The following is a 26,017-nucleotide window of genomic DNA, read 5'->3' on the forward strand; positions in this document are numbered from 1 at the left end:
CGAACCTCTCGCGGGCTGCGCCGGCGACCGAACCTCTCGCGGGTTGCGCCGCCGACCGGCCCTTCCGCGGCTGCGCCGCCGACCGGCCCTTCCGCGGCTGCGCCGCCGACCGGCCCTAGCGGCGGCTTGCAACCCGGAACTGTCGGCCCCCGCCGGTAGCGTGGAAATCGGGGGCTGCTCAGCCCCGCAGCTCCGGCACCCGGAGCTCGCCGACCGGGTGGCCGCCGCCCAGTACCGGACCGTGGGCGAGCTCGGTCAGGCCGGACACGTCCACTCCGAGGTACCGCAGCGTCTCCACTGCCAGGGGTGCGCAGGGCCGCTTTGCGCCGTCGTCCATCTTGATTGCCGCCGCGAAGCCGTCCGGTAGGGCGAACGCCTGGACTCCTTCCGCGCCGGCCTTGGCGATCAGACCCTCCACAGCGGACATGAGCTCGGTGTCTTCGCGTCCCGTGCCCGCCACCAGCCACGGGTGCGCGCGCATCGCCGAAGCCACTGTCCGGGATGGGCCCTCCGTTGCCCGGGCGATGCGGCCGAACGCGCGGGCCAGGCCCGTCAGGGAGAACGCGAAAAGCGGTGCGCCGCAGCCGTCGATGCCTGTGTGGGCGATCGGCTCGCCCGTCAGGTCCGCCACCGCTGTGGCGAGCGCCTGCTGCAGTGGGTGGTCCGGTGCTTCGTAGCCGGACACCGGCCAGCCGGCCTCGACGCAGGTCGTGAGCATCGCCGTGTGCTTGCCCGAGCAGTTCATCGTCACCCGTCGCGGCTCGGCGGCGTCGCGCATGCTCGGGACGTGGAGCGGGAAGCCGGGTGGGCACGCGAGGTCGTCTTCGCTCAGCCCGGCCGCCGTCAGCAGCTCCAGCACTCCCTTGACGTGCGCGGGTTCGCCCGAGTGCGACGCACACGCCAGCGCCAGGGCCTCGCCGGTGAAGCTCAGCCCGGCGCGCAGCATGCCGACCGCCTGCAGCGGCTTGTTCGACGAACGGGGGAAGACCGGGGAAACCACGTCGCCGAGGGCCAGGCGGGCGTCGCCTTCGGGGCCGGTCACCACGAGCGCGCCGCGGTGGACGCTCTCGACGAAACCCGACCGCACGACTTCGGCGAGCACGGGGTTGGTCACTCGGCGCGGCCGCCTTCGTTCTCCAGCAGCTCGTCCACAGTGGCCGATCCCTGCTGGTAGCGCTGCGCGATCTCCGCGTTGAGCGTGTCCATCACGCCCTGGACCTCGCGGCGGAAGGACGACACCGACAGCTCTTCGCGCGCGTAGGTGTCCAAAGCGGAGGTGAGCTTCTCGTCCGACAGCGACCCGACGTCGGTCAGGTCGGTGTCGCCGATCAGGGCCTCGGCGTGCCGCCGGTGCTCGCCGGCCCGGGACGGCTCCAGCTGCTGGTGGCGGCCCGAACCCGCCGCCGGACCCAGCGCGTTGTCGGCCAGGATCGTCGCCAGCTGGTCGACGATGCTGTCTTCGCCGCCGGAACTGCGCCGCGCCTGTTCCGCCCGGACGATGTCGATCCGGGCGTGCAGGAGACGGCGCAGGTAGGACAGATCAGTCTCTTCCTGTGCGGCTTCGTCGCGCCGCTCGCGCAGCACCTTCAGCGGCAGATCACCCAGGCCGCTGAGGTACCCCGGGCCGAGCACGCGGTCGATCCGCCGCCTGCCGCCGGGCCGCACTTCGATCACAGCGCAGTTTATCCCGGTTGAGCGTGATCTCGCTGTCAGGGGCTTTCGTTCAGCCACGAAGTCGGGCGGCGGCCGCCCGTCCGGGTGCGGGCTGCTCCGAAGGCACGGAGTCCGGGTCGATCGCCGCCTGGATCAGGTTGTCCTCCGACCCGGCCAGCAGCTCCGCGCCGACCGGCGTTGATCGCTTGACCAGGGCCAACGCGATCGGGCCGAGCTCGTGGTGCTGGATCACGGTGCCGATCCGGCCGACCGTCCGGCCGTCCAGCAGCACCGGGTCGCCGGTCTCCGGGGTGACGTCGGGCGAGCCGTCGAGGTGCAGCAGGAGCAGGTTGCGCGGCGGACGTCCCACGTTGTGGACCTTCGACACCGTCTCCTGGCCGCGGTAGCAACCCTTCGCGACGTGCGCGGCCGACCCGACCCAGCCCACCTCGTGCGGAATCGTGCGGTCGTCGGTGTCGACGCCCAGCCGCGGGCGCACCGACTCGACGCGCAGGGCGTCGAACACCCAGCTGCCCGCCGCGCGGGCGCCCGCGTCGGTGAGCCGTTTCCACCAGCCGGCGAGCGACTCGCGCGGCACCGCCAGGTCCACGCTGGACCGGCCGGGCCACGGCATCCGCCGCGCGAACCCGCCACCCGGCAGCGCCGCGACCGCGTACGGCTCCGGGCCGACCCCGGCGCCGGCCGCGCTCAGCACGCGCTCGGCGTCCGGGCCGAGCACGGTGAGCAGTGCGAGTTCGCCGGTCGCGTCGCGGATGTCCACCTTGGACCAGAACTTCATCGCCTCGAGGTACTCGTGCAGCGTCTGGGGGCCGCCCTTGGGCAGCGCGCTGGTCACGCTCGAACCCGGGTCCGTGTCGAGGTACACCGTGCCGTCGAGGTGCGCCAGCACCATGTGCGTCTCGACGCGGCCCTGGCTGTCGAGGACCAGCGCCTCGGTGCCGGAACCCTCGGCGAGCTCGGTCACGTGCTGCGAGATGACCAGGTGCAGCCACGACAGCCGGTCTTCGCCGGTGACGGCGAGGACTTCGCGGTTCGACCGGTCGATCACGACCACGCCGCGCGAGGCCGTGCGCTGCTCCGCGAACGGGTCACCCCAGTGCCAGGGCACCCCGGCCTCGGGGTACGCGGTGTCCGACTCTGGTGGGGGGATCGATCCGGGCACGTCCAGCAGCGGCGAGCGGTACGGCATACCGCCCAGCCTAGGTGAGTACCGTGTCGGCATGCGCGTGCTCGTCTTCTCCGACGGAACCCCGGCGGACCCCGACGTCGCCCAGATCAAGGTCGACGACCTCGGGCTGATGCGCGGCGACGGCGTCTTCGAGACGATCCTCGTCGTCGACGGCCGGCCCCGTGAGCTGCGGCCGCACCTCGAGCGGCTGACCCGCTCGGCGGCCATGCTCGACCTGCCCGAGCCCCGCCTCGCGGACTGGGAACGGGTCGTTTCGCTGGTCGTCGAAAGGTGGGCAGGCGGGGCGGAAATGGTGCTGAAACTGGTGTACACGAGAGGATCCGACGGCGATCCGGCCGCGACGCCGACCGGGTTCGCGCTCGGCTCCGAGGTACCGCCGTCCACCCTCAAGGCCCGCGCCGAAGGTGTCGCCGCGATCACCCTCGAACGCGGTTTCCCGCCGGACCTCGCCGAGCGCGCGCCCTGGCTGCTGCTCGGCGCGAAGCCGCTGTCCTACGGCGTGAACATGGCCGCGCTGCGCGAGGCGGGCCGCCGGGGCGCCGGAGATGTGATTTTCACCGCGGCCGACGGTTCGGTGTTCGAAGGCCCGACGTCGACCGTGGTGCTCGCGAAGGGACGCACGCTCTACACGCCGCCGCCGAGCATCGGCATCCTGCCGGGCACCACCCAGGCCGCGGTGTTCCGCGGCGCCGAGAAGGCGGGCTGGGCGGCCAAGGTGGAGCCGCTGACCGTCCGCGACCTCGTCGAGGGCGACGGCGTGTTCATGGCCTCCAGCGTCCGCAAGCTGACCCGGGTGCACACGCTCGACGGCGACCGGCTGCCCGATTCCGAAGCGGTGTACGCCGAGATCGTCGCGGCCTACGAGGGCGAATACGCCTGACCTTGGGTGATCCGGACGACGGCGGGGGCGACCTCTTCGGCGCGGTAGGCGGCGATCTTGTGGTGGCCGTCGATGATCAGCTCGCGGTCGTCGTCGGCCAGCACCACCGCGACCGGCCGGTGCCCGGTGCGGATGGCGGCCCGGTAGTAGCCGACGCGGGCCTCGTCCGACGGCGGCCAGGCGTCGGACGGGGTGAGTTCCTGGCCGTCCGGCAGCCGTTCCGGGCCGCTCACGCGGTAGTCGCCGTCCACGAGCAGGTCGAGGACCGGCCCGAGCGTGGTGGCCAGCGGCCGGCGCAGCTGCCCGGTGGCCAGTGCGATCCGCAGCGATTGCGGCAGCTCCGCCCGCGCTCGCGTGTTCACGTCGAGAAAACCCGTGCCACCGCTGATCGTCACCTGTTCCACATCCATCAGGACGGGTGACGGCGCGACAAGGTTCCAGCCCCTACCCGGACGGGCGCACCGCGTGATCCGGGTCTCACCCGCGTGGCGGTAGGTCTTGCTCAGGAAGGCCGGAACCGGATTCGGGTACCCGGCCGAACCTGCGCGAGCGCGCTCAACGCGGCCGCCCGCACCACGGCCGCGACGGGGTAGCCGCCGGTGGTCGGGTGGTCGGCGAGGAACACCACCGGCAGCCCGCTCGGCGGCACCTGGATCGCCCCGGTGACGACCCCTTCGCTGGGCAGCTCGCCGTCGACCGCGCGGCGCAGCGGTGTCCCGTCCAGGCGGAGGCCGACGCGGTTGGACTCCGGCGTCACCGTCCACCACGCCGAAAGCCCGCGGGCCGGGTCGTCCAGCCAGTCGTCGCGGGGGCCGAGCGTCACCGGCACCACCACGTCGGCCGGCGCCGCGGCCGGGACGACGACGTCCGCACCTGCCGGGACGCCGGTCGGCGTGCCGAGCGGAAGCACGTCTTCGGCGCGAAGCGGGGAAGGGCCGATGCCCGACAGGACGTCCCGGGACCGGCTGCCCAGCACCGCCTCCACGGCGATCCCGCCGGACACCGCCAGGTAGCAGCGCAGCCCGGTCGGCGGCGTGCCCAGCGTCACCGTCTGCCCCGCCCGCACGGCGACGGGGACGTGGGAGCCGACCGCGCGGCCGTCGACGCGGACCTCGACCGGCGGGCCGGTCACCGCCACCGTCGCCGCCGCGGTGCACCGGACCGACAGCCCGCCGAGGAGGGCTTCGATCCCCGCCGCCGCTTCGGCGTTGCCGGCCAGCCGGTTGGCCAGCCGCAGCGACGCCGTGTCGAGCGCTCCCGAAGGCGCGACACCGAGGTGGGCGTAGCCGGGCCTGCCCAGGTCCTCCACCAGGGCGTACCGGCCCGGGTCGAGTACTTCCAGGCTCCTCATCGGCTGCTCCGGAAGCGGACGCGGGCACCCGGCGCGAACAACGCGGGCGGGTCCGCGTGGGGGTCGAACAGCGTCGCCGACGTGTGCCCGAGCAGCCGCCAGCCGCCCGGCGACTCGCGCGGGTAGACGCCGGTGAACTCGCCGGCGAGCCCCACCGAGCCGGCCGGGACGCGGGTCCGCGGCGACTCCAGGCGGGGCTGCCGGAGCTGCGGTGGAAGCCCGGTCAGGTAGCCGAAGCCGGGGGCGAAGCCGGTGAACGCCACGGTGTAGACGGCTTCGGTGTGCAGCGAGACGACGGCTTCCGGGGACACTCCGGCGTCCGCAGCGATCAGGGAAAGGTCCTCGCCGTCGTAGCGGACGTCGAGGGTCACTTCGCGGGGCTCGTCCGAGGGAGGGTGCGCGAGATCGGCGTCCGCCAGCAGCGCCCGCACGGCCTCGACACCTCCGACCACGAGCAGGCTGCGCGCCCCCGGCACGAGCTCGACGACCCCGGGCGGGCGCGCCGCCGAGACGGTCGCGTGCGCCGCCCGCATCTGGTCGAGCGAGTCGCAGTCGAGCAGGGCGGCGTCCTCGCCGCACCGCCGCCAGCGCACGGCCTCAGCCGACGATGCGGTGCAGCAGGGCCGAGGTGTGCGGCTGCAGTTCGTGGCCCACCATCGCGCGCTCCTCGACGTAGCCGAGGGAGCCTTCGATCAGGCCGTACAGGCGCTGGGCCGCGGTGACGTCCTTGGCCGTGGCCGTGCGGATCAATGCGTCGGTGCCGAGTTCCCAGGACGTCTGGTTGCGCGGCTTGCCGTAGTACAGCTCCACGATGCCGGTGTTGTGCGTGAGCAGCAGCTCGATCGTGTCGTCCGCCTGCGGCCGCCAGAACCCGGACTCGCGGGCGGCGGGGCGGATGACGGTGCCGTCTTCGTCCAGCAGCCACGAGCGGGACTCGTGGACGAGGAACGGGCGGCCGTCGTGCGAGATCGTCAGCTGCTGCGCGAACTTGCGCGGGCCGTCGATGGTCGGGTAGCCGACCTCGCCTTCGCCGCGCCAGACGCCGACGAGCGGCAGCAGCGCGAGACAGGCGTCGTTGAGGTTCGGCCCCTCGCGCAGGTTCGCGGTGTCATTGGGGATGGGCAGGTCGTCCCACAGCGGGAGGTTGCGGGCGCGGGTGCTTTCCGCGCGCCTCTCCGCTGCCACGATGGCTTCGTCGCCGCTGGCGGTCATGGGTCAGCGCTGGTCCGCGTACAGCCGGTAGACGACGTACACGGCGAACCAGGTGATCGCGACGCCGGCGAGGACCAGCAGAGTCGTAAACAGAGCTTCCACGGGGAGCAGAATAGTCCGCCGCCGCTCACCGGGCCCGGCGCAGGGTCGCCGCGGTGAGCACGGTCACCGCTCCGGGACCCGGAAAGCCGTGAAGGCCACCTTGAAGTTCCTCAAGGTGGCCTTCACGAAGCACGGGACTCAGGCGACGGAGATGGCCAGCTGGTGCACGCCGGGGCCCTCGGCGGTGACCGAGGCCTCGCCGTTGCCGGTGCGGTGCAGCGCGCGCACCGTCCACTCGCCCGGCGCCGCGTAGAAGCGGAAGTCGCCCTCGGCCGAGGAGACGACCTCCCCGGTGAAGTCGCCGCCGCCGTCCAGCAGCCGGACGAACGCGCCGCCGACCGGCCCGTTCGCGCCGGTCACCTTGCCGGCGAGCACGACCTGCCCGCGCGTGTCGTAGTCCGCGGGCGTGGCCTCCTGGACCGGTGCGCCGCAGCTGTCGTCAACCGCCATCACTTGGCTCCCAACTCGACCGGCACGCCGACGAGCGAGCCGTATTCCGTCCATGAACCGTCGTAGTTCTTGACGTCCTCGTAGCCCAGCAGCTCGTGGAGCGCGAACCACGCGATCGAGGAGCGCTCGCCGATGCGGCAGTAGGCGATGGTGCCCTTGCCCTCGTCGATGCCCTCGTCCTTGTACAGCTCCTTGATCTCTTCCTCGGTCTTGAAGGTGCCGTCTTCGTTGGCGACCTTCGCCCACGGCACGTTCAGCGCGCCGGGGATGTGGCCGGGAACCTGGGACTGCTCCTGCGGCAGGTGCGCCGGGGCGAGCAGCTTGCCGGAGAACTCGTCCGGCGAGCGGACGTCGACGAAGTTCTTCGACCCGATCGACTGGACGACCTCGTCGCGGAAGGCGCGCAGCGAGAGGTCCTGGTCCTGGGCGTGGTACTCGGTGCGGTCGCGCTTGACCTCGTCGGAGTTCAGCTCACGGCCGTCGAGCTCCCACTTCTTGCGGCCGCCGTCGAGCAGCTTGACGTTCTCGTGGCCGTACAGCTTGAAGTACCAGTACGCGTACGCGGCGAACCAGTTGTTGTTGCCGCCGTAGAGGACCACGAGGTCGTCGTTGGAGATGCCCTTCTCCGAGAGGAGCTTCTCGAAGCCCTCCTTGGAGACGAAGTCGCGGCGCACCCCGTCCTGCAGGTCGTTCCGCCAGTCGAACTTCACCGCGCCCCGGATGTGGCCGGCGTCGTAGGCGGTGGTGTCCTCGTCGACCTCGGCGAACACGACGCCGGGGGTGTCCAGGTTCTCCTCGGCCCACTGGGTGGTGACCAGGACGTCTTCACGGCTCATGAACTGGACTCTCTTTCTGGGTTGTTTCTCAGGACGCGCGGGCGGGGCTGAAGCGTTTGATCAGCAGGTACATTTCGCAGCCGAGGCAGAAGTTGAAGGCCGCGTTGAGGAAGGCCGCGAACAGGGCGAACGCCGTCGCGACGATGCCGAGCGGGGTGACGTCGAGCGCGAAGCCGATCGTGCCGGCGAGCGCGAACACGAATCCGACGGCCTGGGCGAACCGCAGCGGCGCCGCGTCCTCCCGTTCGTCGGTCGGGCCGAGGCGCGGGGCCAGGAGCGCGCGGTACACGATCGAGTAAGGCGCCGGCTTCAGCCCGACGAACGCGCCGACGGCGAACACGACGGTCTGGATCGCCAGCAACGGCCACCACTGGGTGACCAGGACGACCGCGAGCACGATCGTGGTCAGGATGGCGGCGAACCGCGGGCCTCGCGGGTCGACGGCCGGTCCGGCGGACATGGTTCCTCCAGCTGGAGCTCCAGGGGGGTGCGTGCGAACGGCACGCTTCAGCGGCATCGGGGCTGGGCGGGACCGGACGTGCTTCAGCGCCGGTCGGGCTGCGTGCGACACAGGCTGCTGCGGACGCGGCAGAGGTCCACTGCGCGTCGCTGCGTCAAGAAGGTGTTCAGCCCGGTCACGGGTGCGAGGGTACCCAGTGCTCCCTCAGAGTGGGAACCACGTTCATACCTTGGGACGAGTCCCGGTTTCCGGGACGAACTCCTGGTCAGGACGTCCGGCTGGTGAGATGCGGGCGCAGGGCGTCCAGCAGTTCCGGTCCCTTGGGGACGCCGCCGACGCGCAGCAGCTCCCGGCCGTCCGGGGTCAGCGCGATCGTGGTCGGCGTCCGCAGCACGGACAGCGACTGCGCGACCTCGGGCTGGTTCGTCACGTCGAGCTCGACGTGGTGCAGGCCGTCGGTGCGCTCGGCCAGCGGCGCGAGCACGGCCTTCGCGTGCCGGCAGGGCGCGCAGAAGGTGGTGGAGATCTGGACCAGCGTCACCGCGGACGCCGGGTCGAGCACGGCGGCGACGGGCGCGGGCAGCTCACGAGCGGGTTTGGCGTCGCGCACCCGGCCGTTGCGGGCCTTGAGCAGCCCGCCGACGGCCAGTGCGGCGACCAGCGTCGCCACGAGCACCCACAGCCCCGTCACCGGCCGCTCCTCACTTGCTCAGGTCCGCGAACGACACGTTCGCCGCCTTGCCCTTGATCGTCACCGATCCGCTCTGCACCTGCACGCCGGTCGGGGTGACCGACAGCGGGAGGTCCTTCGTGCTGATCGAGGCGTTGAAGTTCGGCATCAGCGCCTTCTGCACCGCCTGCGGGACGACCGTGGTCTCCTGGTCGTTCCCGAACTGCAGCCGCTTGGGCAGGAAGTTGATCGTGCCCTTGGCCGCGTCCGCCTCGATCATCGCGAAGCAGAAGATTTCCAGATCCTTGCCCGCGAACCGAAGGTGTCCCGAAATGCGGACACCGGTGCTCGACTCGTCCTGGTCGGCCTGACCCTCGGTGGTCTTCGTGGTGGTCGGCGTCGGCTCGCTCTGCCCGGCGTCACCGTTTTCGACGTACTGGGTGGTCGACGGCTCGATCCGCAGGTCCTTGAGGTTGTCCAGCGGGGACAGGCGCGCCAGGTCGGCGGCCTTGATGGTGACCGCCCCGGTCAGCTTGCCGATGGTGATCGCCTTCGTGTTGCCGTTCGCGAGGTCGGACAGCGGCGCCTTGACGTCCTCGAGCTCGGCGTTCACCGCGACGTCCCGCAGCTTGTCGGCGACCGGGATGCCGGCGGCCGAGACGCTGATGTGACGGTAGTCACCACCCAGCGCCTGGGTGAGGAAGGGGAAGCCGTGGATCGTGACCGACGGGTCGTCGGTCAGCTGGAGCTGGGTGCGTGCCTTCTGCGAGATCATGTGCTCGGCGTACGCGGCGGCCCCGAAATCGGCGCCGACCAGCAGCAGGACCAGCACGACCAGTGCGATCACCCAGCGCCGGGCGCGGCGGCCGCGGCGCCGTGCGTCCGGCCTCGGTGCGGGTCGGTCGTCCCGGGTCACGGGCCTGCTCACCATCGCGTCCGTACTCCTGTTCGTCGGGGACACCGGGATTCCTCCAGGTGTGATCGATCCAGCAAGGGTTAGGTGCCCGGCCGTTCAGCCGCTATTCTCACTTAGCACCGACCACTGCCGCCGTGCGGCGACGACTCGAGAAGGCGGTGCGGCTGATGAGCCTGGACCTTCTGGTACTGACCGCGGAGGCCGACGCCACTTCGGTGCTTCCCGCACTGGACCTGCTGCCGCACACCGTACGCGTCCGTGCCCCCGAGGTGACGGCCCTGCTCGACGCGGGCCACCGCGACGTGATCCTCCTGGACGCCCGCAGCGACCTCGCCTCCGCGAAGAGCCTCTGCCGGCTGCTCAAGGGCACCGGTGAGGACGAGGCGGCCACTCCGATCATCGCGGTCGTCGGCGAAGGCGGCCTGGTGGCGGTCAGCGCCGAGTGGCGCACCGACGACATCCTCCTGCCGACGGCGGGCCCGGCCGAGGTCGACGCCCGGCTGCGGCTGGTCACGACCCGCGACGGCGGTTCGCAGCAGGTCGACGCCGAGCTGCGGGTCGGCGAGCTGGTGATCGACGAGGCGACCTACACCGCCCGCCTCCGCAAGCGCACCCTCGAGCTCACCTACAAGGAGTTCGAGCTGCTCAAGTACCTCGCGCAACACGCAGGCCGGGTGTTCACCCGCGCGCAGCTGCTGCAGGAGGTCTGGGGTTACGACTTCTTCGGTGGCACCCGCACGGTCGACGTGCACGTCCGGCGGCTGCGCGCCAAGCTCGGCCCCGAGCACGAGCAGATGATCGGGACCGTGCGCAACGTCGGCTACAAGTTCGAGCGGCCGGCCAAGAGCGGCGCGCCGCGGCCGGGCGTGCCCGCGCAGGCGAGCGCCGAGCCGGCGGCCGAGACTCCCGAACTCGCCCACTGATCCCCCTTCCGCGCACGGAAGACGTCTCGCACAACCGTCGCGTTGCGTCCGGCGCGGGTACGGTCTCAGGGTGAGCGGAGACGGCGAGTGGCGCCAGGAACTGGACGATCGGCAGCTCGAGGACGTGCGGCGGCTGTTGCTGGCCGTGCGCGCGGCGGACGGGCGGCCCGAGGTCGCCGCCGAGGGGCCGCTGCCCGGCGAGTTCGACGGCGGTGAGCACCTCGTCGCCTGCGTCGAGGACGACGTCGTCGGCTACGCGCACATCGACACCACGGGCGACTCCTTCGGGCACCAGGTCGCCGAGCTGTTCGTGCACCCCGCCCACCGCAACCGCGGCTACGGCGCGAAGCTGCTTCATGCGCTCGACGAGCGTGCCGCGGTCGGCTTCCGCGTCTGGGCGCACGGCGACCACCCGGGAGCGCAGCGGCTGGCCCGGGAGGCCGGTCTGGAGCGCAAGCGCGAGCTGCTGATCCTGCGCGTCGACGTCGAAGGCGCGGACTGGCCGGCGCCGGTGCTGCGCGAGGGCGTCTCGCTGCGCACGTTCGTGCCGGGCCAGGACGAGGACGCCGTCGTCCGGGTGAACGCGCGGGCCTTCGACTGGCACCCCGAGCAGGGCGCGCTGACCGTCGAAGACGTCCGCGCCGACGAGCGGCGGCCGTGGTTCGACGCGGACGGCTTCTTCCTCGCCGAACAGGACGGTGAGGTCATCGGCTTCCACTGGACGAAGGTGCACGAAGCGGTGCCGGGCCGGTTCGGCGGCGAGCGCGTCGGCGAGGTGTACGTCGTCGGCGTGGACCCGGCGGCACAGGGTGGCGGCCTCGGCCGGGCGCTGACGCTGGCCGGGCTGCGGTACCTCGCGAGCCGGGGACTGCGGCAGATCATCCTGTACGTCGAGGGCGACAACGCGCCGGCGCTGGCGGTCTACACCAAGCTCGGGTTCACGCGTCACGAAACCGACGTCCAGTACGGTCGGTGACCACGGTCGACGCGCTGCGAGCGGCTCGTCACTGACCGCATACCTGCAGGTCACGGCCCGGACACGACGACCTCTCGGGCCAGTAGCACTGCTCACATCCAGGGGTCTGTTCACTTTGCGTTCATTTGTTCAGGGGTGACCGTCCATCAGCGCTGCCTAGTGTCCGGTTTCGGCACGGCGACCACCGCCGCGGCCGAACCGGTGAGCTCCTGATGGAGGAAACAGCAGTGAAGATCATGCGGCCCCTGAGCGCGGTGGGCATCGTCGCGAGCGCCGCCCTCGTACTCGCCGCCTGTGGCACCGACCCCGCGGCGTCCAACAGCAGCGGTTCGAGCTCCGCTGCTGCCCCCGCCGCGACCGAGACGGCCGACGTCCAGTGCGGCGGCAAGAGCCCGCTGTCCGCGGAAGGTTCGTCGGCGCAGAAGAACGCGATCGACATCTTCACGCAGCAGTACACCAAGAAGTGCGCGGGCCAGCAGGTCAACTACAACCCGAGCGGCTCGGGTGCGGGCATCAAGCAGTTCAACGCCAACCAGATCGACTTCGGCGGCTCCGACTCGCCGATCAAGGACGCCGACGCCGCGGCCGCCAAGGCCCGCTGCGCCAGCGACGCCTGGAACATCCCGCTCGTCGTCGGCCCGATCGCGGTCGCCTACAAGCTGTCCGGTGTGGACAAGCTGACGCTGACCCCGGCGGTGACCGCCAAGATCTTCAGCGGCGGCATCACCAAGTGGAACGACCCGGCCATCAAGGCGGTCAAGGGCAACGAGAGCCTGAACCTGCCGGACAAGGCCATCCAGGTCGTCTCCCGCTCCGACGAGTCGGGCACCACCGACAACTTCCAGAAGTACCTGGCGGCGGCCGCGAAGGCGGACTGGACCAAGGGTGCCGGCAAGAAGTTCAACGGTGGCGTCGGCAACGGTGCGCAGGGCTCCAACGGCGTCGCGACCGCGGTGAAGGCCTCCGACGGTGGCATCACCTACGTCGAGGGCGCGTTCGCCAAGGACGGCCTGACCCCGGCCCTGATCGACAGCGGCTCCGGTGGTGTCGAGCTCACCTCGCAGAACGTGGCGAAGTCCCTCGACGCGGCGAAGTTCCTCAAGGACGGCACGAACGACCTCGCGCTCGACCTCAACGGCATCTACGCCAGCAACACCCCGGGTGCCTACCCGCTGCTGCTGACGACCTACGAGATCGTCTGCTCGAAGTACGCGAACCCGGATGTCGCGAAGGCCGTCAAGGCGTTCCTGACGGTGGCCGCCACCGCCGGTCAGCAGCCGCTGTCCGCGAAGGGCTACGTGCCGATCCCGCAGTCGCTGCAGTCGAAGGTCCTGACCGCCGTCAAGGCGATCTCCTGACCGCGTTGCGACTGAAGTCCGACTGATAGAGGCTGGTCAGAAGTCACTGATGAGCGAGTCATCCTCGACGCGAACGCCCACCGGCGACCCCGGTGGGCGTTCGTCGTCCGTCACGACGCCCCCGGAGGTCCCGATTTCGGAGCAACCAGCCTCGACGGCGGCGCCGCAGCCGCCCGCGAGCGAGAAACCGAAGAAGGTGCGGCCCGGTGACCGCATCTTCCAGAACCTGACCACCGGGGCCGGGATCTTCGTCGTCGGCCTGATCGGCCTGATCGGGCTCTTCCTGCTCATCCAGGCGATCCCGGCGCTCAAGGCCAACAAGGCCGACTTCCTGACCAACCACGGCTGGTCGACCAGCGACCCCGCGAACATGGCGTTCGGCATCCTGGACCTGCTCGAGGTCACGGTGGCGACGTCGCTCGTGGCGCTGGTCATCGCGATGCCGGTGTCGCTGGGTATCGCGCTGTTCCTGACCCAGTACGCGCCGCCGCGCCTCGCCCGCCCGTTCGCCTACGTCATCGACCTGCTCGCCGCGGTACCGTCGATCATCTTCGGGCTCTGGGGCATCCTGGTGTTCGCGCCGACGATCGAGCCGTTCGCGCAGTGGATCAACGAAACGTTCTCGTGGTTCCCGCTGCTGGCGCCCGGCAACGTCGCGCCGAGCGTGCGCGGCACGATCTTCACCGCCGGCATCGTGCTGGCCGTGATGATCCTGCCGATCATCACCTCGCTCTCGCGCGAGGTGTTCGAGCGGACGCCGACCCCGCACATCGAGGGCGCGCTGGCGCTCGGCGCCACCCGCTGGGAGGTCATCCGCACCACGGTGCTGCCGTTCGGCAAGGCCGGGTACGTCGGCGCGTCCATGCTCGGCCTCGGCCGCGCGCTGGGCGAGACGATCGCGCTGGCCGTCATCCTGCTGATCCCGCAGGGCAAGAACTTCGACTGGAGCCTCTTCGACGGCGGCGCCACCTTCGCCTCGAAGATCGCCGCGAACTACAGCGAGTTCAACAACGAGGTCTCGGCCGGCGCGTACATCGCCGCCGGACTGGTCCTGTTCGTGCTCACCTTCCTCGTCAACTTCGCGGCGCGCGCCGTCATCGGCAAGAAGGGGGAGTGAGCATGTCCACCACCTCGCTCGAAGCGCCCGCGACGACTCCGGCGTTCCAGCAGGTCAGCTTGGCCCGCAAGGTCAAGAACGGCTTCGCCACCACGCTGGTCTGGTTCTCGTTCGTGATCGCCGTCGTCCCACTGGTGTGGGTGCTCTACACGGTGGTCGTCAACGGCATCAAGCGCCTCCCGTACAGCAACTGGTGGACCGAGGACTTCGGGGACGTGCTGTCCGACGAGGTCGGCGGCGGTGTGGTGCACGCCATCATCGGCAGCCTGCTGCAGGGCCTCGTCTGCGCGATCATCGCGGTGCCGATCGGCATGCTCGTCGCGATCTACCTCGTCGAGTACGGCCGCGGCAAGCTCGCCAGGGCCACCACGTTCATGGTGGACATCCTCTCCGGTGTCCCGTCCATCGTGGCCGCGCTGTTCATCTACGCGCTGTGGATCACGACGCTGGGCCTGCCGCGCAGCGGCTTCGCCGTCTCGCTGTCCCTGGTGCTGCTGATGATCCCGGTGGTCGTCCGCTCGTCGGAGGAGATGCTGCGGATCGTCCCCGACGACCTGCGCGAGGCGTCGTACGCACTGGGCGTGCCGAAGTGGAAGACGATCATGAAGATCGTCGTCCCGACGGCGCTGTCCGGCATCGTCGGCGGTGTCATGATGGCCCTCGCCCGCGTGATGGGCGAAACCGCGCCGCTGCTGGTCCTGGTCGGTTACTCGGCCTACACGAACTGGGACATCTTCCACGGCGAACAGGCCGCGCTGCCCCTGCTGATGAACAACGAGCGGGTCAGCAACCCGATGGACCCCGGCTCGGTCGGCTTCGACCGGATCTGGGGCGCGGCACTGACCCTGGTGCTCATCATCGCGCTGATCAACCTCCTCGCCACCGTGTTCGCGCGCCTCGTCGCCCCGAAGAAGAAGTGAGCTGTTCCTGATGGCCAAGCGAATCGACGTCAAGGACGTGGACATCTTCTACGGCAAGTTCCACGCCGTGGACGGCGTCACCCTTTCCGTGCCGCCGCGCAACGTCACCGCGTTCATCGGCCCGTCGGGCTGTGGCAAGTCGACGGTGCTGCGCACGCTCAACCGCATGCACGAAGTGATCCCCGGCGCCCGCGTGGACGGCCAGGTCCTCCTCGACGGCGAGGACATCTACGCGTCGGCGGTCGACCCGGTCCAGGTGCGCCGCACGATCGGCATGGTGTTCCAGCGCCCCAACCCGTTCCCGACGATGTCCATCCGGGACAACGTCGTCGCGGGCCTGAAACTGGGCGGTACCAAGGGCAAGAAGGCGCTCGACGAGATCGCCGAGCGCGCTCTGCGCGGTGCGAACCTGTGGAACGAGGTCAAGGACCGCCTCACCAAGCCGGGCGGCGGGCTTTCGGGCGGTCAGCAGCAACGGCTGTGCATCGCCCGCGCGATCGCGGTCCAGCCGGACGTGCTGCTGATGGACGAGCCGTGCTCGGCTCTGGACCCGATTTCGACGCTGGCGATCGAGGACCTGATCGGCGAGCTGAAGAAGGACTACACGATCGTCATCGTCACGCACAACATGCAGCAGGCGGCGCGGGTTTCCGACCAGACCGCGTTCTTCAACCTGGCGGGCGTCGGCCAGCCGGGCCGGCTGGTGGAGCTGAACGACACGGAGAAGATCTTCTCCAACCCGGAGAAGAAAGCCACCGAGGACTACATTTCCGGCCGCTTCGGCTGAGTTGCCGTTGCGGGCCGGTTCCGCGATCCGCGGACAGTCCGATGAGGACGGTGCCGGCCCGGTGGACCGCATGAGAAAGCCCCCGACTCCGGTCGGGGGCTTTCTCCGTGCGAGAACTCAGGCGTCGTCGTCGGAACCGTAGCCCGGCATCTTGCCGGTGACCACGAAGATCATCCGCTTCGCCACCGACACCGCGTGGTCGGCGTAGCGCTCGTAGAAGCGGCCCAGCAGCGTCACGTCGACCGCCGCGGCCACGCCGTGCGGCCACTCGCGATCCATCAGGACCGTGAACAGGTGGCGGTGGATGTCGTCCACCTGGTCGTCGTCGGACTCGAGCGTCTTCGCCGCTTCGACGTCCTTCGTCTTGATGACCTGCTCGGTCTGGTGCGCCAGCCTGACCGCGATCTCGCCCATCTCGGCGAAGTACGGCCGCACGGCCTCCGGCAGGACCGGCTCGGGGTGACGGCGCCGAGCGGCCTTCGCCACGTGCAGCGCCAGATCGCCCATCCGCTCCAGGCTTTCGGCGGCGTGGATGGCCGCGAGCACCGTGCGCAGGTCGGTCGCCACCGGCGCCTGCAGGGCCAGCAGGGCGTACGCCTGCTCCTCGCACTGGGCGCGGGCGTCGTCGACCTTGGCGTCGTCGCTGATCACCTGCTCGGCCAGGCTCAGATCGGCCTCCAGCAGTGCCCTCGTGGCCCGCTCCATCGCTTCGGCGACCTGGACCGACATCGCGGCCAGGTTGACGGCGAGCTGTTCGAGTTCGACATGGTAAGCCTCACGCATGGCCCAACCCTACGGCCAACCGGGGCCGAATACCGCATCGCCGGGTGAACCGCACGTGAACCCGGTCTAACGATCCTCGCGGCTCAGCCGGTGCTGCCGCTCTTCTTGCTCGTGGACGTCGGCTTGGACGAGCCCGGCTTGGCCTTCGACGTGCTGCTGGTAGGCGGAGCCTGTTCGCGTACCGGGACCGGCGCGTTCGGGTCGGGCAGCGAGGTGTTGTTGCGCAGCGCGTCGAAGAGGGCCTTCGTCTTGCTGACGACGAGGACCTCGTTGCCGCGGCTGTTGGCCATCCCGACCGTCGGCACGGTGAGGAACGTGATCTTCGACGGGTCGAGACCCTTCATCGACTGCGCCAGCGTCATCATCTGCTTGACGCCGAGGTTGTCGCCGAAGGTCGCCTTGGCGAAGGCCGTGATGAAATCGCTGAGCTTGCCGGGGTCGAGCACGACGTCGGACGACATGACCTTCCTCAGCAGCGCGCCGATGAACTCCTGCTGCCGCTTGATCCGGCCGTAGTCGGACGTCGGGTCGCCCTTGACGTGCCGTGCGCGGACGAAGTTCAGCGCCTGGTCGCCCGAGATCGTCACATCGCCGGTCTGCAGCAGCACTTTGCCGAGGATCGAGTCGTCGATCGGGATCTCGTTGTGGATGGTGACGCCGTGCACGGCGTCGACCATCTCCTTGAAGCCGTTGAAGTCGATGCCGACGAAGTGGTTGATCCGCAGCCCGGTGAGCTGCTGGATCACCTTGGTCACGCACGCCGGCCCGCCGACCGCGTAGGCGGTGTTGAGCTTGGCGATCTTCTGCGCGGGGACCTTTTCGTCGGTCGTCTTGCTCTGGACCGGGTCCCAGCGCTGGCACTCGGGCCGGTTGATCTCGAGGTCACGGGGGAACGACGTGACGACGACGCGTTTCCGGTCGGCCGGGACGTGCGCCACCATCACGGTGTCCGAGCGGGCCCCCGGGGTGCTGTCGGCGGTGCCGACGCCTTCCTCGTCGGAGGCGCCGTCACGGGTGTCGGAGCCGACCATCAGGAAGTTCTCGTCGTTGGCCTGCGCATCGGCGTCCTGGATGTCGGCCGAGTTCTCGTCGAGCGCGGCGACCTGGGTGAACTTGGCGTCGAAGTAGGTCTGGGCACCCCACGCGCCCCCGATGCCGAGGAACACCAGCCCGGCGACGACGGCGGCGGCGATCCGCCCGAACCGCGCCGACTGATCGATCTTCCGCTGCTTCTTCTCCTGCAGCCGGGTTTGCGCAGCCAGCTCGGCTTCTTCTTCGGGCGGCGGTGTCGTGGCGACAACGCGCTGAAGGGCGGTGCGGGTGCTCTCGAGCAGCGAAGCGGGCGAGAGACGTTCACGGCGTTCGCGCCGCTTCGCCTCTTCGACTTCCATCTCGTCGTGCGCGGCCGAGAACCGGGCGAGCGTGTGGTCGATCTTGCGGCGGTACTGCGTCGCCTCGTCGATCGCTTCCATCTCGTCGGTCATGGTCAGCGGATCGAGCTCGGCGCGCGACGGCACCGCGGCCGACGAACGCTGGGGGGCCGGGCCGTCGGGGCCGGCCCCGACGCGCGGAGGCACACCCTCGGCGCGGCGGGGTGCCGGGCTGTCGGGAGCAGGGCGCGGGGATGCGGCGGCGTCGCCGGGAGCCGCGGGACGGCGTGAGGCGGGGCCTTCGGCGGTGCGGCGGGGTGCCGGGCCGTCGGGAGCAGGGCGCGAGGTTCCGGCGCCTTCGGCGTGGGGGATGCGGCGGGGTGCCGGGCCGTCAGCCTCGGGGCGCTGGGGTGCGGCCCCTTCGGCGTGGGCCGTGCGGCGGGGTGCCGGGCTGTCCGGGGTGGGCCGCTGGGGTGCGGCCGCGTCGGGACGGGGTGCGGGGCGGCGCGGCGGGGCGCTGTCGGCCTGGGGGGCCGGGCCGTCGGAAACCGGGCGGCGGAGGCGCCGCGGCGGCTGCGGTGCGGCCGACGTCTGCTGCGCGCCCGGGTTGACCGCCGGCGGGCGGCGCTGGAGCGGGGCCTCCGGCTGCGGGGCGGCCGCGGTCGTGCGGCGCGGCTGACGCGGTCGCGGTGCGCGCGGTTGATGAGTGCCGTCCGCGGGTACTGGGTTCTCGGCGGCGGTCTGCGCCGGCCGCTGAGGGCGGGGCCGCGCGGGAGCCGGTGGTTCGGCGGGGCGGCCGCGGTGTCCCGGCTGGTCGGAGCGGTCCTGCTGCTCGCGGGGCGGCAGCGGGCGGGCGCCGGTGGTCCGGGCGACGACGTCGGAGACGCTGATCCCGCCCTGGTCCTCCATCGACCGGCGACGGCCGGACCGGGGCCGCGGGGATCCGTCGAGGTGGTGACCGGTTCCCGGGCTGTCGTGCTCGTCCGGCACTCGGTCTCCTTTCGCACGATCGAAGGGGGTGGCTCCGATTGGCCGTCATCCCCCGCAGGAGGTGATCGTTCCCCCGGCGGTTTCGTTATCGTACGGATACCCCCCGTTCGTGACGACACCCTCCCGGAATTTTCTTCACCTTGAGTCGACGAACGGCTGGTGAGCGTCGACAAACGGGTGGTGACTCCGGTCGGCAATCGGAGTAATGCCGCCTTTGTGTTACTCAGAGTGGGTTATTAACTGTGTCGTTTGCGCGTCTTGATAGGCGACTTTGTTGCGGCCTGCGCGTTTCGCCGCATAAAGCAGGGCGTCCGCGTGGCGCAGCTGGCGCTCGGGTGACGCCGGCTCCGCGAACTCCGGTGCGCCGTGCGCCAGACCGGCGCTGATCGTCACCCGTAGCCCAACCTGGAGGGCTGACCAGGGGTGACGGGCGACGCGGAGCCGGGCTTCGTCGACGACGCGGACGGCGCTCCGGGCGTCGAGCCCCGGCAGCCACAGCACGAACTCCTCGCCGCCGTAGCGGGCGCAGAAGCCGCCCGGCGGCAGGTCCTCCTGGAGGAGATCGGCGACCCGGCGCAGGACGCGGTCGCCGACGAGGTGACCGTACGTGTCGTTGACGCTCTTGAAGTGGTCGAGATCGATCAGCGCGAGGCCCAGCGGTAGCCGATCGGTGAACGGTCCGGACAGCCGCTCGTCGAGGTAACGGCGGTTGTAGCTCGACGTCAGCGCGTCGCGCAGGCTCCCGTCGCGGGCGATGTCCAGCGCGGACCGCAGGTGCTGGTAGGCGCGCCGCCAGTCGCCCTGGGTGGCGAAGAGGTCGGCGATGGCTTCGTGCAGGCGGAGCAGGTCCGGCGGCCGCGGGCTCGCCGTCCGGCTCAGCGCGCCTTCGCCCTCGGCGACCATCCCCACCTCCACCACTCCCTGGTTGTCGTCGTGGTGGAGGCCGCGCTTGAGGTGTTGGGGCGGGCGAAGGTGAATTTAGCTCAAACGGGACGGGGTTGGTGACTCTGCGGAGTGGACGACTCAGAGCCCGGCAAAGGGTTCGATGAGCTTGAGCTGCGTGAACTGGTCCTTGGCCCAGTAACTCATATTGGCCTCAACATCGTTCAGTAGCTTTGTGTAGTCGGTCCAGGTGACCCAGCGCCAGGCGCCGACCTCCTCCGGGTTCGGCGTCGGTTCGGCGTCGGCCCACGCCGCGAACACCGGGCAGAACTCGTTCTCGACGATCCCCTGGAACGGCGGCGTCCGGTAGCGGTAGTCCGGCAGCACGCAGTGCAGCCCGGACAGCGACGGCAGCCCGAGTTCGTAGGCGGCGCGGCGCCGGACGGCGTCCTCGAGGGCTTCGCCGGGCGCGGGGTGGCCGCAGACGCTGTTGGTCCAGACGCCCGGCCAGACCTTCTTGTGGAGTGCGCGCTGGGTGATCAGCAGGGCGTTGTCGCTGCGTCGCAGGACGTAGCAGGAGAAGGCCAGGTGCAACCGGGTGTGCTCGTGGTGACTGGCCAGCTTCGGGCCGGTCTCGCCGGTGGGCACGCCGTCCTCGGTCACGAAGACGACCTGCTCGGTCTCGGGTTCGATCGCGGTATCCACGGACCCAGTGAACACGACGGACCGGGGTGAGCCGTACCGCGAGGCGGGTGGGTGATCGCGGTCCGCTCGGCGGGGTGACGGCCGGCTACCGCGCGTGGAGGTGCTCGACGAGCAGCGACGTAACGGCTTCCGGCGCCTCTTCGGGCACCCAGTGCGTGACGTCTTCGAGCATTTCGAAGCGGTAGGGCCCGGTGACCCAGTTGGCGGTGTCCAGCGCCGCGGTCGAGCCGAACGAGACGTCTTCGGTGCTCCAGATGTACAGCGTCGGCACGGCGATCTTGCCGATCTTCCCGCCCGGTCGCCCGGCCCGGTACCAGTTGAGGGCGGCGGTGAGCGCGCCCGGCTCGGCCAGCCGCTGCACGTAGTCGTCGACCTTGGACGGCGAAACGCGCCGCTCGAACATGTCGCGCAGCGCACGGGCGTCGTTCTCCAGCATCCGCCGCTCGGTGACGCGGGTCTGCCGCCACTCGGTCATGTACCGGGTACGCAGGTGCTGGTCCTCATCGGTCTTCATGGCGTCGGCGAGGGCGGCGGGGTGCGGCGTGGAGACGACGGTGAGGCTGCGCAGCCGCTCGGGGTGCGCGTCGGCGGTCCACCAGGCGACGGCGCCACCCCAGTCGTGCCCGACGAGGTCGAACTCCGGCCAGCCCAGTGCTTCCGTGATCGCGACCACGTCCCCGACGAGGTGCTCGATCGAGTAGTCGCCGGTCTGCTCCGGCCGCACCCCCGGCGAGTAGCCGCGCTGATCCGGCGCGACGGCCCGGAACCCGAGCACCCCGAGGGTGGCGACCTGGTGCTCCCACTCGGTCGCGGCTTCGGGAAAGCCGTGCAGCAGCAGCACGGGCCGCCCGTCCTCGGGTCCGGCGGCGATGGCGTCGAAGGAACCGGCTTCGGTCGGGATGCTGATGTGGTCGATCACGCAGGCGAATCTACTTCGCGAGCACCTCGTCGGTCGTGGCGACCTGCACCAGCGGGCCGTACAGCCGCATGATGTCCAGCGCCTTCGCGTGGCTCTCGTCGTCCGCGCCCGCGCAGGCGTCGGACACCACGGTGACCGCGACACCCGCGTCCGCCGCGGCCAGTGCCGTCGACAACACGCAGCAGTCCGTCGAGACCCCCGCGAGCACCAGACCGGCGCCACCCACCCGGGTCGCCATCCGCGCGTGCCACTTGCCGAACGTGGTCGCGTCCACAGTGGACGACGGCTGGAAACCGCCGACCACCCGGTACAGCGGTGCGTCCGGTGGCTGCAGGGCGAACGGCCACCGCTCGTAGTACCGCTTCCACGCCCCTTCCGGACGTGCGGGCGCCACGAACCGGGTGAACACGACGTCGTCACCGAAGGCCGTCACCAGCCGCCGGATCGGCGGGACCACCTCGGCGAAGCGCGGGGTGAACCACGGGCTCGCCCGGTCGGCGAACACGTTCTGCAGGTCGATGACCGCCAGGATCGACTTCACGCGGCCTCCTGCACGTGGACCCGCCGCCGCGTCGGCAAGGTGGCCAGGAAACCCAGGGCCAGCGCCAGCAGCACGCCGAGGTTCGCGAACGCCCACGAGCCGTCGCGGCCACCCAGCCCGAACGGTTCGAGCAGGTACCCCTGCCACTTCAGCCAGTCCGCGGACGTGTTCGTCACCAGCCCCCAGCCGAGTGCGGTCGCCACCAGCACCACCGCGATCGGCCCGACCCGGACGTCGCCGTACCGGCCGGCGGGGTCGAACAGCTCGCGCTCGGCGTAGCCGCTTCGCCGCAGCAGGACGTCCGCGAGCATCACGCCGCACCAGGCCGCGACCGGCACCCCCAGCGTCACCAGGAAACCCTGGAACTGGCCGAGGAACTCGCCGCCGGAAAACACGATGTAGACCGTGCCGAGGATCATGAGCACGCCGTCGACGAGCGCCGCCGCGGGGCGGGGGATGCGCACGCCCGCCGAGAGCAGGGCCAGCCCCGACGAATAGATGTCCAGCACCGCGCCGCCGACCAGGCCGAGCACCGCGACGATCGCGAACGGCACCAGGAACCACAGCGGCAGCAACGTCGTCAGCGCGCCGATCGGGTCGGCCGCGATCGCCTTGCTCAGGTCCGGCGACGAGCCGGCCAGCAGCAACCCGAACACCAGCAGCACCACCGGCGCCACCGACGCGCCGAACGTCGTCCAGCCGACCACTCCGCGGCTCGACGACGAGCGCGGCAGGTAGCGCGAGTAGTCCGCGGCCGCGTTGACCCAGCCGAGACCGAACCCCGTCATCAGGAACACCAGCGCGCCGACCCACTGCTGCGCCGAGCCCGACGGCAGCGCAGTGACCGCGGCCCAGTGCACGTCGCCGGCCACGAGGACCACGTAGACGACGGTGAGCACGCCGGTGATCCAGGTGATCCACGTCTGCAGCCTCATGATCGCGTCGAAGCCGAGCACCCCGGCGGCGACGGTCAGCGCCGCCACCACGACCAGCGCGACCACCTTCGTCGGGGTCCCGCCACCCCAGCCGAGGCGCTCGAACACGGTCGCCGTGGCCAGGGTCGCCAGCGCGGCGAGCACGGTTTCCCAGCCGACCGTGAGCAGCCACGAGATCGCCGACGGCAGCCGGTTGCCGCGCACGCCGAAGGCCGCGCGGGAAAGCAGCATCGTCGGTGCCGAGCCGCGTTTGCCCGCGATGGCAATGAACCCGCACAGCAGGAAGGAGAACAGGATGCCGACGACGCCGGCGACCAGCGCCTGCCCGAACGAGATGCCGAAGCCGAGCGTGAACGAGCCGTAGCTCAGCCCCAGCACGGACACGTTCGCGCCGAACCACGGCCAGAACAGCTGCCGCGGCCGTCCGCGGCGTTCGGCGTCGTCGATCACGTCCAGGCCGTTGGTCTCCACCTCGAGCTTGCGGGAACCGGTCATCGCGTGGCCTCCAGCAGCTGGTCGATCTCTTCCCGGCCCGGCGCGGTCGCCGGGCCGGGCCGGGTCACCGAAAGCGCGGCCGCAGCGTTGGCGCGCACGGCGGCGTCGAGGAGGGTGCTGCCGCGCAGCAGCTCCGCGGCCAGTACGCCGCAGTGCGTGTCACCCGCGCCGGTGGTGTCCACCGCGTCGACCGGGAAGCCCGGGACGTCGGTGGTGCGGCCGGGTTCCCGGACCTGGCAGCCGTTCGCGCCGTCGCGGACGACGGCGACCGGCGGCAGCTCGCCGAGCACGCCGGCTTCGCGGGCGTTGCAGCTCAGGATGTCCACTGTGGACAGTATCTTGCCGAGTGTCCCGGGATCGATCGCGGCGACGAGCGGGCCGGGGTCGAATAGGACCGCCGAGCCGGGCAGGCGGGGGAGCCAGCCGAGGAGCGCCACCCGGTTGGCTTCGTGCAGGAGGCTGTACCCGGTCACGTAGACGATGTCGTCCTTCGCGGGGTGCACGCCGGCCAGGGTGCGAAGGCGGCCTTCGGCACCGGTGCCGGTCGCGAAGGTGCGCTCGCCGGTCGCGTCGACCAGCACGACGACGACCCCGGTGTCCAGTTCGGACGTCGGCTCGTGCGCCAGTTCCACGCCCTCGGCCGCGAGGGCGGTGCGGGCGAGGTCGCCGAAGCCGCCGGTGCCGTGGCTGCCCGCGTAGAGCACGCGGGCCCCGGAGCGCGCGGCGGCGGCCATGACGTTGAAACCACCGCCGGGCACCAGGTTCGTCGACGACGCCAGCACGTCGCCGCCCGGTGGTGGCAGGGCCGGTACCGCCATGACCAGGTCGAGGACGACCTGCCCGGTGTGCACCAGCTGCCCGGTCATCGACGCCGCAGCTTCAGGAGTTCGTCGACGAGCGGCCCGAATTCGAGCCGGTTGACGGCGAGCACGGTCTCGACGACGTCGGGGCGGAAGGCGCCGGCGCCGTGCACGGCCCCGAGCATCGCCCCGCAGATCGCGGCGACGGTATCGGTGTCGCCGCCGAGCCCGGCGGCCAGGCGCAGCGCCGCCGGCGGGTCGTCGCCCATGGCTTCGGCCAGCGCGAACGCGGCGACGACGGACTCCTGCGACGCGACCGACGTCCCGATCACCCGCGCGACCGCGTCCGCGACGGCGGCCGGGGCCATGCCCCGCACCCAGCCGCGCGCCCAGCCGATCCGGGCGGCGATTTCGCCGCCGGGCGCCCAGTGCCCGCGTTCGCCACCGACGACGGCGGCGCGCTCACCCGCGTCGAGCGCTTCGGCCAGGCTCGCGCCGTCGACCCCGGCGGAAACGGCGGCCGCGACCGCGGCGGCCGACGCGATGCCCAGGCTGGTGTTGTGCGTGACCCTGGCGGTCGCCACGACGGCGTCGACCAGCCGGTGCAAGTCGTCGGACGGGGTGGCGATCCCGACCGGCGTGACCCGCATGGCGGCGCCGTTGGTGGTGCCCGTGCGGCCGGCTTCGTCGGCCGGGACGCCCTCCTGCAGCCGGGCGAGAGCGCGTTTGGTGGACGGCCCGAGCAGGTCCGCGGAACCGCGGCGGACCATGTCCGCCTCCCAGCTCAGCAGGGCATCGGCGAAGGCCTGTGGCTCCACGGTGCCGCGGCCGTCGATGAGCAGCCGGGCCAGCAGGACGGCCTGCTCGGTGTCGTCGGTGATCGAGCCGGCGGGCATCGACGGCGCCACCGGCTGCTCGGCGACGGCGGTGAGCAGGCCGGTGACCGGCCCGTAGGTGGCGGCGATGGCGGCGCGGGACATCGACTGCGTCGGCATGCCGAGCGCGTCGCCGACGGCCAGCCCGGTGAACGCGCCGAGGGCCCGGTCCCGCGCGGTCACCGGTGTCCGAACGTGAGGTGGAACTGGAACCGGTCCGGGTCCAGCAGGCTGACGACGCGCTCGACGAGCCGGCCTTCGACGTCGACCGAGGTGCGCTCGGCGCGGAGGAAGAGCTCGCCGATCGAGCGGCCGAGGAGCTCGGCGGCGCAGGCGTCGAGGCGCTCGGTGCTGATCCACTGGTCGCCGCCGACGGAGATCCGGCCGGCGGCTTCGAGGGTCTTGGTCAGGGAGCCGTCCCGCAGGCCCGTCCCGGGGAGGTCGGCGAGCGGCCCGACGGCGGGCACGGTGGCGGTTTCGAGGGAGATCCCGCGGTCGTGCTCCCGCCGCAGCCGCCGCACGGCGACGTAGGCCTTCTCGTCGAATTCTTCTTCCAGGGCAACGTCTTCGACGGTCTCGATGCCGAGCAGTTCGGTGGTGACCGGCGCGCCGGCGTCGGCGAGGGCGCGGGCCCAGCCGATCCGCTGGTCGAGCTGGACGCCGTCGAAGGTGACGAACGACCCGACGCCGGCCTGGGTGGAGATGAGGTCGAGCTGCTGGAGCTCGGACAGCGCGCTGCGGACGGTGCCGCGGCTGACCTGGTACTGCACGGCGAGCTGGTGCTCGCCGGGGAGGCGTTCGCCGTGGGCGAGCCGCCCGGAGCGGATCAGGTCGGTGAGGTCGCCGACCAGCTGCTGCCGCTTGCTGTACATGTACACACCTGTACGCGCCGGCTTTGCGC

At 71.2% G+C, this 26,017-nt stretch carries 29 protein-coding genes; 7 read left to right on the plus strand and 22 right to left on the minus strand.

Annotated features, from left to right (window positions below; translation table 11 throughout):
- Positions 1 to 178: 178 nt before the first annotated feature.
- Genes AB0F15_RS20085 through AB0F15_RS20095 form a run of 3 tightly spaced genes read right to left on the minus strand, consistent with a single transcriptional unit; the run spans position 179 to position 2,863 of the window.
- Positions 179 to 1,114, minus strand: a complete 936-nt coding sequence (locus tag AB0F15_RS20085; RefSeq protein ID WP_360272092.1) for an asparaginase — start codon at positions 1,112 to 1,114, stop codon at positions 179 to 181.
- Complete coding sequence (locus AB0F15_RS20090; RefSeq protein ID WP_360272094.1) at positions 1,111 to 1,674, minus strand: aerial mycelium formation protein; 564 nt, start codon at positions 1,672 to 1,674, stop codon at positions 1,111 to 1,113. Before AB0F15_RS20090 ends, AB0F15_RS20085 begins: the two co-directional genes overlap by 4 nt.
- A 49-nt stretch (positions 1,675 to 1,723) precedes the next feature.
- Complete coding sequence (locus AB0F15_RS20095) at positions 1,724 to 2,863, minus strand: folate-binding protein (RefSeq protein ID WP_360272097.1); 1,140 nt, start codon at positions 2,861 to 2,863, stop codon at positions 1,724 to 1,726.
- Between the two features lie 31 nt (positions 2,864 to 2,894).
- Here AB0F15_RS20095 and AB0F15_RS20100 point away from each other — a divergent pair, with 31 nt between their 5' ends.
- Positions 2,895 to 3,743: an aminodeoxychorismate lyase gene (locus AB0F15_RS20100; RefSeq protein ID WP_360272099.1), complete on the plus strand. Its 849-nt coding sequence runs from the start codon at positions 2,895 to 2,897 to the stop codon at positions 3,741 to 3,743.
- Here AB0F15_RS20100 and AB0F15_RS20105 read toward each other — a convergent pair.
- The 9 genes from AB0F15_RS20105 to AB0F15_RS20145 form a co-directional block, all read right to left on the minus strand.
- Positions 3,722 to 4,147: a hypothetical protein gene (locus AB0F15_RS20105; RefSeq protein WP_360272370.1), complete on the minus strand. Its 426-nt coding sequence runs from the start codon at positions 4,145 to 4,147 to the stop codon at positions 3,722 to 3,724. The genes AB0F15_RS20100 and AB0F15_RS20105 overlap by 22 nt on opposite strands.
- Positions 4,148 to 4,245: 98 nt before the next feature.
- Complete coding sequence (locus AB0F15_RS20110; protein ID WP_360272102.1) at positions 4,246 to 5,094, minus strand: biotin-dependent carboxyltransferase family protein; 849 nt, start codon at positions 5,092 to 5,094, stop codon at positions 4,246 to 4,248.
- Positions 5,091 to 5,687 (minus strand): allophanate hydrolase subunit 1, encoded by a 597-nt coding sequence (locus AB0F15_RS20115; RefSeq protein ID WP_360272105.1) that lies wholly within the window; start codon positions 5,685 to 5,687, stop codon positions 5,091 to 5,093. The genes AB0F15_RS20110 and AB0F15_RS20115 overlap by 4 nt, the downstream gene beginning before the upstream one ends.
- Before the next feature lie 4 nt (positions 5,688 to 5,691).
- The gene (locus AB0F15_RS20120; protein ID WP_360272107.1) at positions 5,692 to 6,306 is read right to left on the minus strand and encodes an FABP family protein; all 615 of its coding nucleotides are present in this window, start codon (positions 6,304 to 6,306) and stop codon (positions 5,692 to 5,694) included.
- A 240-nt stretch (positions 6,307 to 6,546) separates the two neighbouring features.
- The gene (locus tag AB0F15_RS20125) at positions 6,547 to 6,858 is read right to left on the minus strand and encodes a DUF1416 domain-containing protein (RefSeq protein WP_360272110.1); all 312 of its coding nucleotides are present in this window, start codon (positions 6,856 to 6,858) and stop codon (positions 6,547 to 6,549) included.
- Positions 6,858 to 7,694 (minus strand): sulfurtransferase, encoded by an 837-nt coding sequence (locus AB0F15_RS20130; protein ID WP_360272112.1) that lies wholly within the window; start codon positions 7,692 to 7,694, stop codon positions 6,858 to 6,860. The genes AB0F15_RS20125 and AB0F15_RS20130 overlap by 1 nt, the downstream gene beginning before the upstream one ends.
- 28 nt (positions 7,695 to 7,722) lie before the next feature.
- Complete coding sequence (locus AB0F15_RS20135) at positions 7,723 to 8,154, minus strand: DUF4395 domain-containing protein (RefSeq protein ID WP_360272115.1); 432 nt, start codon at positions 8,152 to 8,154, stop codon at positions 7,723 to 7,725.
- 265 nt (positions 8,155 to 8,419) lie between these two features.
- Positions 8,420 to 8,845, minus strand: a complete 426-nt coding sequence (locus tag AB0F15_RS20140; RefSeq protein WP_360272118.1) for a thioredoxin family protein — start codon at positions 8,843 to 8,845, stop codon at positions 8,420 to 8,422.
- 10 nt (positions 8,846 to 8,855) lie between these two features.
- Entirely contained in the window at positions 8,856 to 9,755 is a 900-nt protein-coding gene (locus tag AB0F15_RS20145; protein ID WP_360272121.1) for a DUF2993 domain-containing protein, read from the minus strand.
- A gap of 152 nt (positions 9,756 to 9,907) precedes the next feature.
- Between AB0F15_RS20145 and AB0F15_RS20150 the strand changes: the two genes are divergently transcribed.
- The 6 genes from AB0F15_RS20150 to pstB all read left to right on the plus strand — a co-directional run bounded on the left by AB0F15_RS20150 (position 9,908) and on the right by pstB (position 15,821).
- Positions 9,908 to 10,663: a response regulator transcription factor gene (locus AB0F15_RS20150; protein WP_360272123.1), complete on the plus strand. Its 756-nt coding sequence runs from the start codon at positions 9,908 to 9,910 to the stop codon at positions 10,661 to 10,663.
- Between the two features lie 70 nt (positions 10,664 to 10,733).
- On the plus strand, positions 10,734 to 11,639 hold the full coding sequence (gene mshD, locus AB0F15_RS20155) for a mycothiol synthase (protein WP_360272126.1): 906 nt from the start codon (positions 10,734 to 10,736) through the stop codon (positions 11,637 to 11,639).
- 227 nt (positions 11,640 to 11,866) lie between these two features.
- On the plus strand, positions 11,867 to 12,997 hold the full coding sequence (pstS, locus tag AB0F15_RS20160; RefSeq protein ID WP_360272373.1) for a phosphate ABC transporter substrate-binding protein PstS: 1,131 nt from the start codon (positions 11,867 to 11,869) through the stop codon (positions 12,995 to 12,997).
- Between the two features lie 196 nt (positions 12,998 to 13,193).
- Positions 13,194 to 14,114, plus strand: coding sequence for a phosphate ABC transporter permease subunit PstC (gene pstC / locus AB0F15_RS20165; protein ID WP_360272376.1), 921 nt, complete (start codon positions 13,194 to 13,196; stop codon positions 14,112 to 14,114).
- A gap of 2 nt (positions 14,115 to 14,116) precedes the next feature.
- The gene (gene pstA / locus AB0F15_RS20170; protein WP_360272129.1) at positions 14,117 to 15,034 is read left to right on the plus strand and encodes a phosphate ABC transporter permease PstA; all 918 of its coding nucleotides are present in this window, start codon (positions 14,117 to 14,119) and stop codon (positions 15,032 to 15,034) included.
- A 10-nt stretch (positions 15,035 to 15,044) separates the two neighbouring features.
- Positions 15,045 to 15,821, plus strand: a complete 777-nt coding sequence (gene pstB, locus AB0F15_RS20175; RefSeq protein WP_360272132.1) for a phosphate ABC transporter ATP-binding protein PstB — start codon at positions 15,045 to 15,047, stop codon at positions 15,819 to 15,821.
- A gap of 117 nt (positions 15,822 to 15,938) precedes the next feature.
- Here pstB and phoU read toward each other — a convergent pair whose 3' ends face one another.
- The 10 genes from phoU to AB0F15_RS20225 all read right to left on the minus strand — a co-directional run bounded on the left by phoU (position 15,939) and on the right by AB0F15_RS20225 (position 25,988).
- Complete coding sequence (gene phoU, locus AB0F15_RS20180; protein WP_360272134.1) at positions 15,939 to 16,604, minus strand: phosphate signaling complex protein PhoU; 666 nt, start codon at positions 16,602 to 16,604, stop codon at positions 15,939 to 15,941.
- 83 nt (positions 16,605 to 16,687) lie between these two features.
- Positions 16,688 to 18,964, minus strand: coding sequence for an LCP family protein (locus AB0F15_RS20185; RefSeq protein WP_360272137.1), 2,277 nt, complete (start codon positions 18,962 to 18,964; stop codon positions 16,688 to 16,690).
- Between the two features lie 219 nt (positions 18,965 to 19,183).
- Positions 19,184 to 19,867: a GGDEF domain-containing protein gene (locus tag AB0F15_RS20190; RefSeq protein WP_360272379.1), complete on the minus strand. Its 684-nt coding sequence runs from the start codon at positions 19,865 to 19,867 to the stop codon at positions 19,184 to 19,186.
- A 120-nt stretch (positions 19,868 to 19,987) separates the two neighbouring features.
- A complete protein-coding gene (idi, locus tag AB0F15_RS20195) occupies positions 19,988 to 20,551 on the minus strand; it encodes an isopentenyl-diphosphate Delta-isomerase (protein WP_360272139.1) in 564 nt (187 codons plus the stop codon).
- An 85-nt stretch (positions 20,552 to 20,636) separates the two neighbouring features.
- The gene (locus tag AB0F15_RS20200; RefSeq protein WP_360272142.1) at positions 20,637 to 21,470 is read right to left on the minus strand and encodes an alpha/beta hydrolase; all 834 of its coding nucleotides are present in this window, start codon (positions 21,468 to 21,470) and stop codon (positions 20,637 to 20,639) included.
- 10 nt (positions 21,471 to 21,480) lie between these two features.
- Positions 21,481 to 22,011 carry an isochorismatase family protein gene (locus AB0F15_RS20205; RefSeq protein ID WP_360272145.1) on the minus strand — a complete coding sequence of 177 codons (531 nt, stop codon included), beginning with the start codon at positions 22,009 to 22,011 and terminating at the stop codon, positions 21,481 to 21,483.
- Positions 22,008 to 23,441 (minus strand): cytosine permease, encoded by a 1,434-nt coding sequence (locus tag AB0F15_RS20210; protein ID WP_360272148.1) that lies wholly within the window; start codon positions 23,439 to 23,441, stop codon positions 22,008 to 22,010. Before AB0F15_RS20210 ends, AB0F15_RS20205 begins: the two co-directional genes overlap by 4 nt.
- Entirely contained in the window at positions 23,438 to 24,307 is an 870-nt protein-coding gene (locus AB0F15_RS20215) for a PfkB family carbohydrate kinase (protein ID WP_360272151.1), read from the minus strand. The genes AB0F15_RS20210 and AB0F15_RS20215 overlap by 4 nt, the downstream gene beginning before the upstream one ends.
- Positions 24,304 to 25,299, minus strand: a complete 996-nt coding sequence (locus AB0F15_RS20220; protein WP_360272153.1) for an ADP-ribosylglycohydrolase family protein — start codon at positions 25,297 to 25,299, stop codon at positions 24,304 to 24,306. Before AB0F15_RS20220 ends, AB0F15_RS20215 begins: the two co-directional genes overlap by 4 nt.
- Positions 25,296 to 25,988, minus strand: a complete 693-nt coding sequence (locus AB0F15_RS20225; RefSeq protein WP_360272156.1) for a GntR family transcriptional regulator — start codon at positions 25,986 to 25,988, stop codon at positions 25,296 to 25,298. The genes AB0F15_RS20220 and AB0F15_RS20225 overlap by 4 nt, the downstream gene beginning before the upstream one ends.
- Between the last annotated feature and the right edge of the window lie 29 nt (positions 25,989 to 26,017).

This window comes from Amycolatopsis sp. NPDC026612, from assembly GCF_040638285.1.
Taxonomy (GTDB): domain Bacteria; phylum Actinomycetota; class Actinomycetes; order Mycobacteriales; family Pseudonocardiaceae; genus Amycolatopsis.

Coding starts and splice junctions, on each gene's coding strand:
- AB0F15_RS20210 (WP_360272148.1), bottom strand. CDS start 23,441: ATGACCGGTTCCCGCAAGCTCGAGGTGGAGACCAACGGCCTGGACGTG.
- AB0F15_RS20150 (WP_360272123.1), top strand. CDS start 9,908: ATGAGCCTGGACCTTCTGGTACTGACCGCGGAGGCCGACGCCACTTCG.
- AB0F15_RS20145 (WP_360272121.1), bottom strand. CDS start 9,755: ATGGTGAGCAGGCCCGTGACCCGGGACGACCGACCCGCACCGAGGCCG.
- AB0F15_RS20215 (WP_360272151.1), bottom strand. CDS start 24,307: ATGACCGGGCAGCTGGTGCACACCGGGCAGGTCGTCCTCGACCTGGTC.
- AB0F15_RS20100 (WP_360272099.1), top strand. CDS start 2,895: ATGCGCGTGCTCGTCTTCTCCGACGGAACCCCGGCGGACCCCGACGTC.
- AB0F15_RS20190 (WP_360272379.1), bottom strand. CDS start 19,867: ATGGTCGCCGAGGGCGAAGGCGCGCTGAGCCGGACGGCGAGCCCGCGG.
- pstB (WP_360272132.1), top strand. CDS start 15,045: ATGGCCAAGCGAATCGACGTCAAGGACGTGGACATCTTCTACGGCAAG.
- AB0F15_RS20135 (WP_360272115.1), bottom strand. CDS start 8,154: ATGTCCGCCGGACCGGCCGTCGACCCGCGAGGCCCGCGGTTCGCCGCC.
- AB0F15_RS20110 (WP_360272102.1), bottom strand. CDS start 5,094: ATGAGGAGCCTGGAAGTACTCGACCCGGGCCGGTACGCCCTGGTGGAG.
- phoU (WP_360272134.1), bottom strand. CDS start 16,604: ATGCGTGAGGCTTACCATGTCGAACTCGAACAGCTCGCCGTCAACCTG.
- AB0F15_RS20130 (WP_360272112.1), bottom strand. CDS start 7,694: ATGAGCCGTGAAGACGTCCTGGTCACCACCCAGTGGGCCGAGGAGAAC.
- AB0F15_RS20225 (WP_360272156.1), bottom strand. CDS start 25,988: ATGTACAGCAAGCGGCAGCAGCTGGTCGGCGACCTCACCGACCTGATC.
- AB0F15_RS20095 (WP_360272097.1), bottom strand. CDS start 2,863: ATGCCGTACCGCTCGCCGCTGCTGGACGTGCCCGGATCGATCCCCCCA.
- AB0F15_RS20125 (WP_360272110.1), bottom strand. CDS start 6,858: ATGGCGGTTGACGACAGCTGCGGCGCACCGGTCCAGGAGGCCACGCCC.
- AB0F15_RS20120 (WP_360272107.1), bottom strand. CDS start 6,306: ATGACCGCCAGCGGCGACGAAGCCATCGTGGCAGCGGAGAGGCGCGCG.
- pstA (WP_360272129.1), top strand. CDS start 14,117: ATGTCCACCACCTCGCTCGAAGCGCCCGCGACGACTCCGGCGTTCCAG.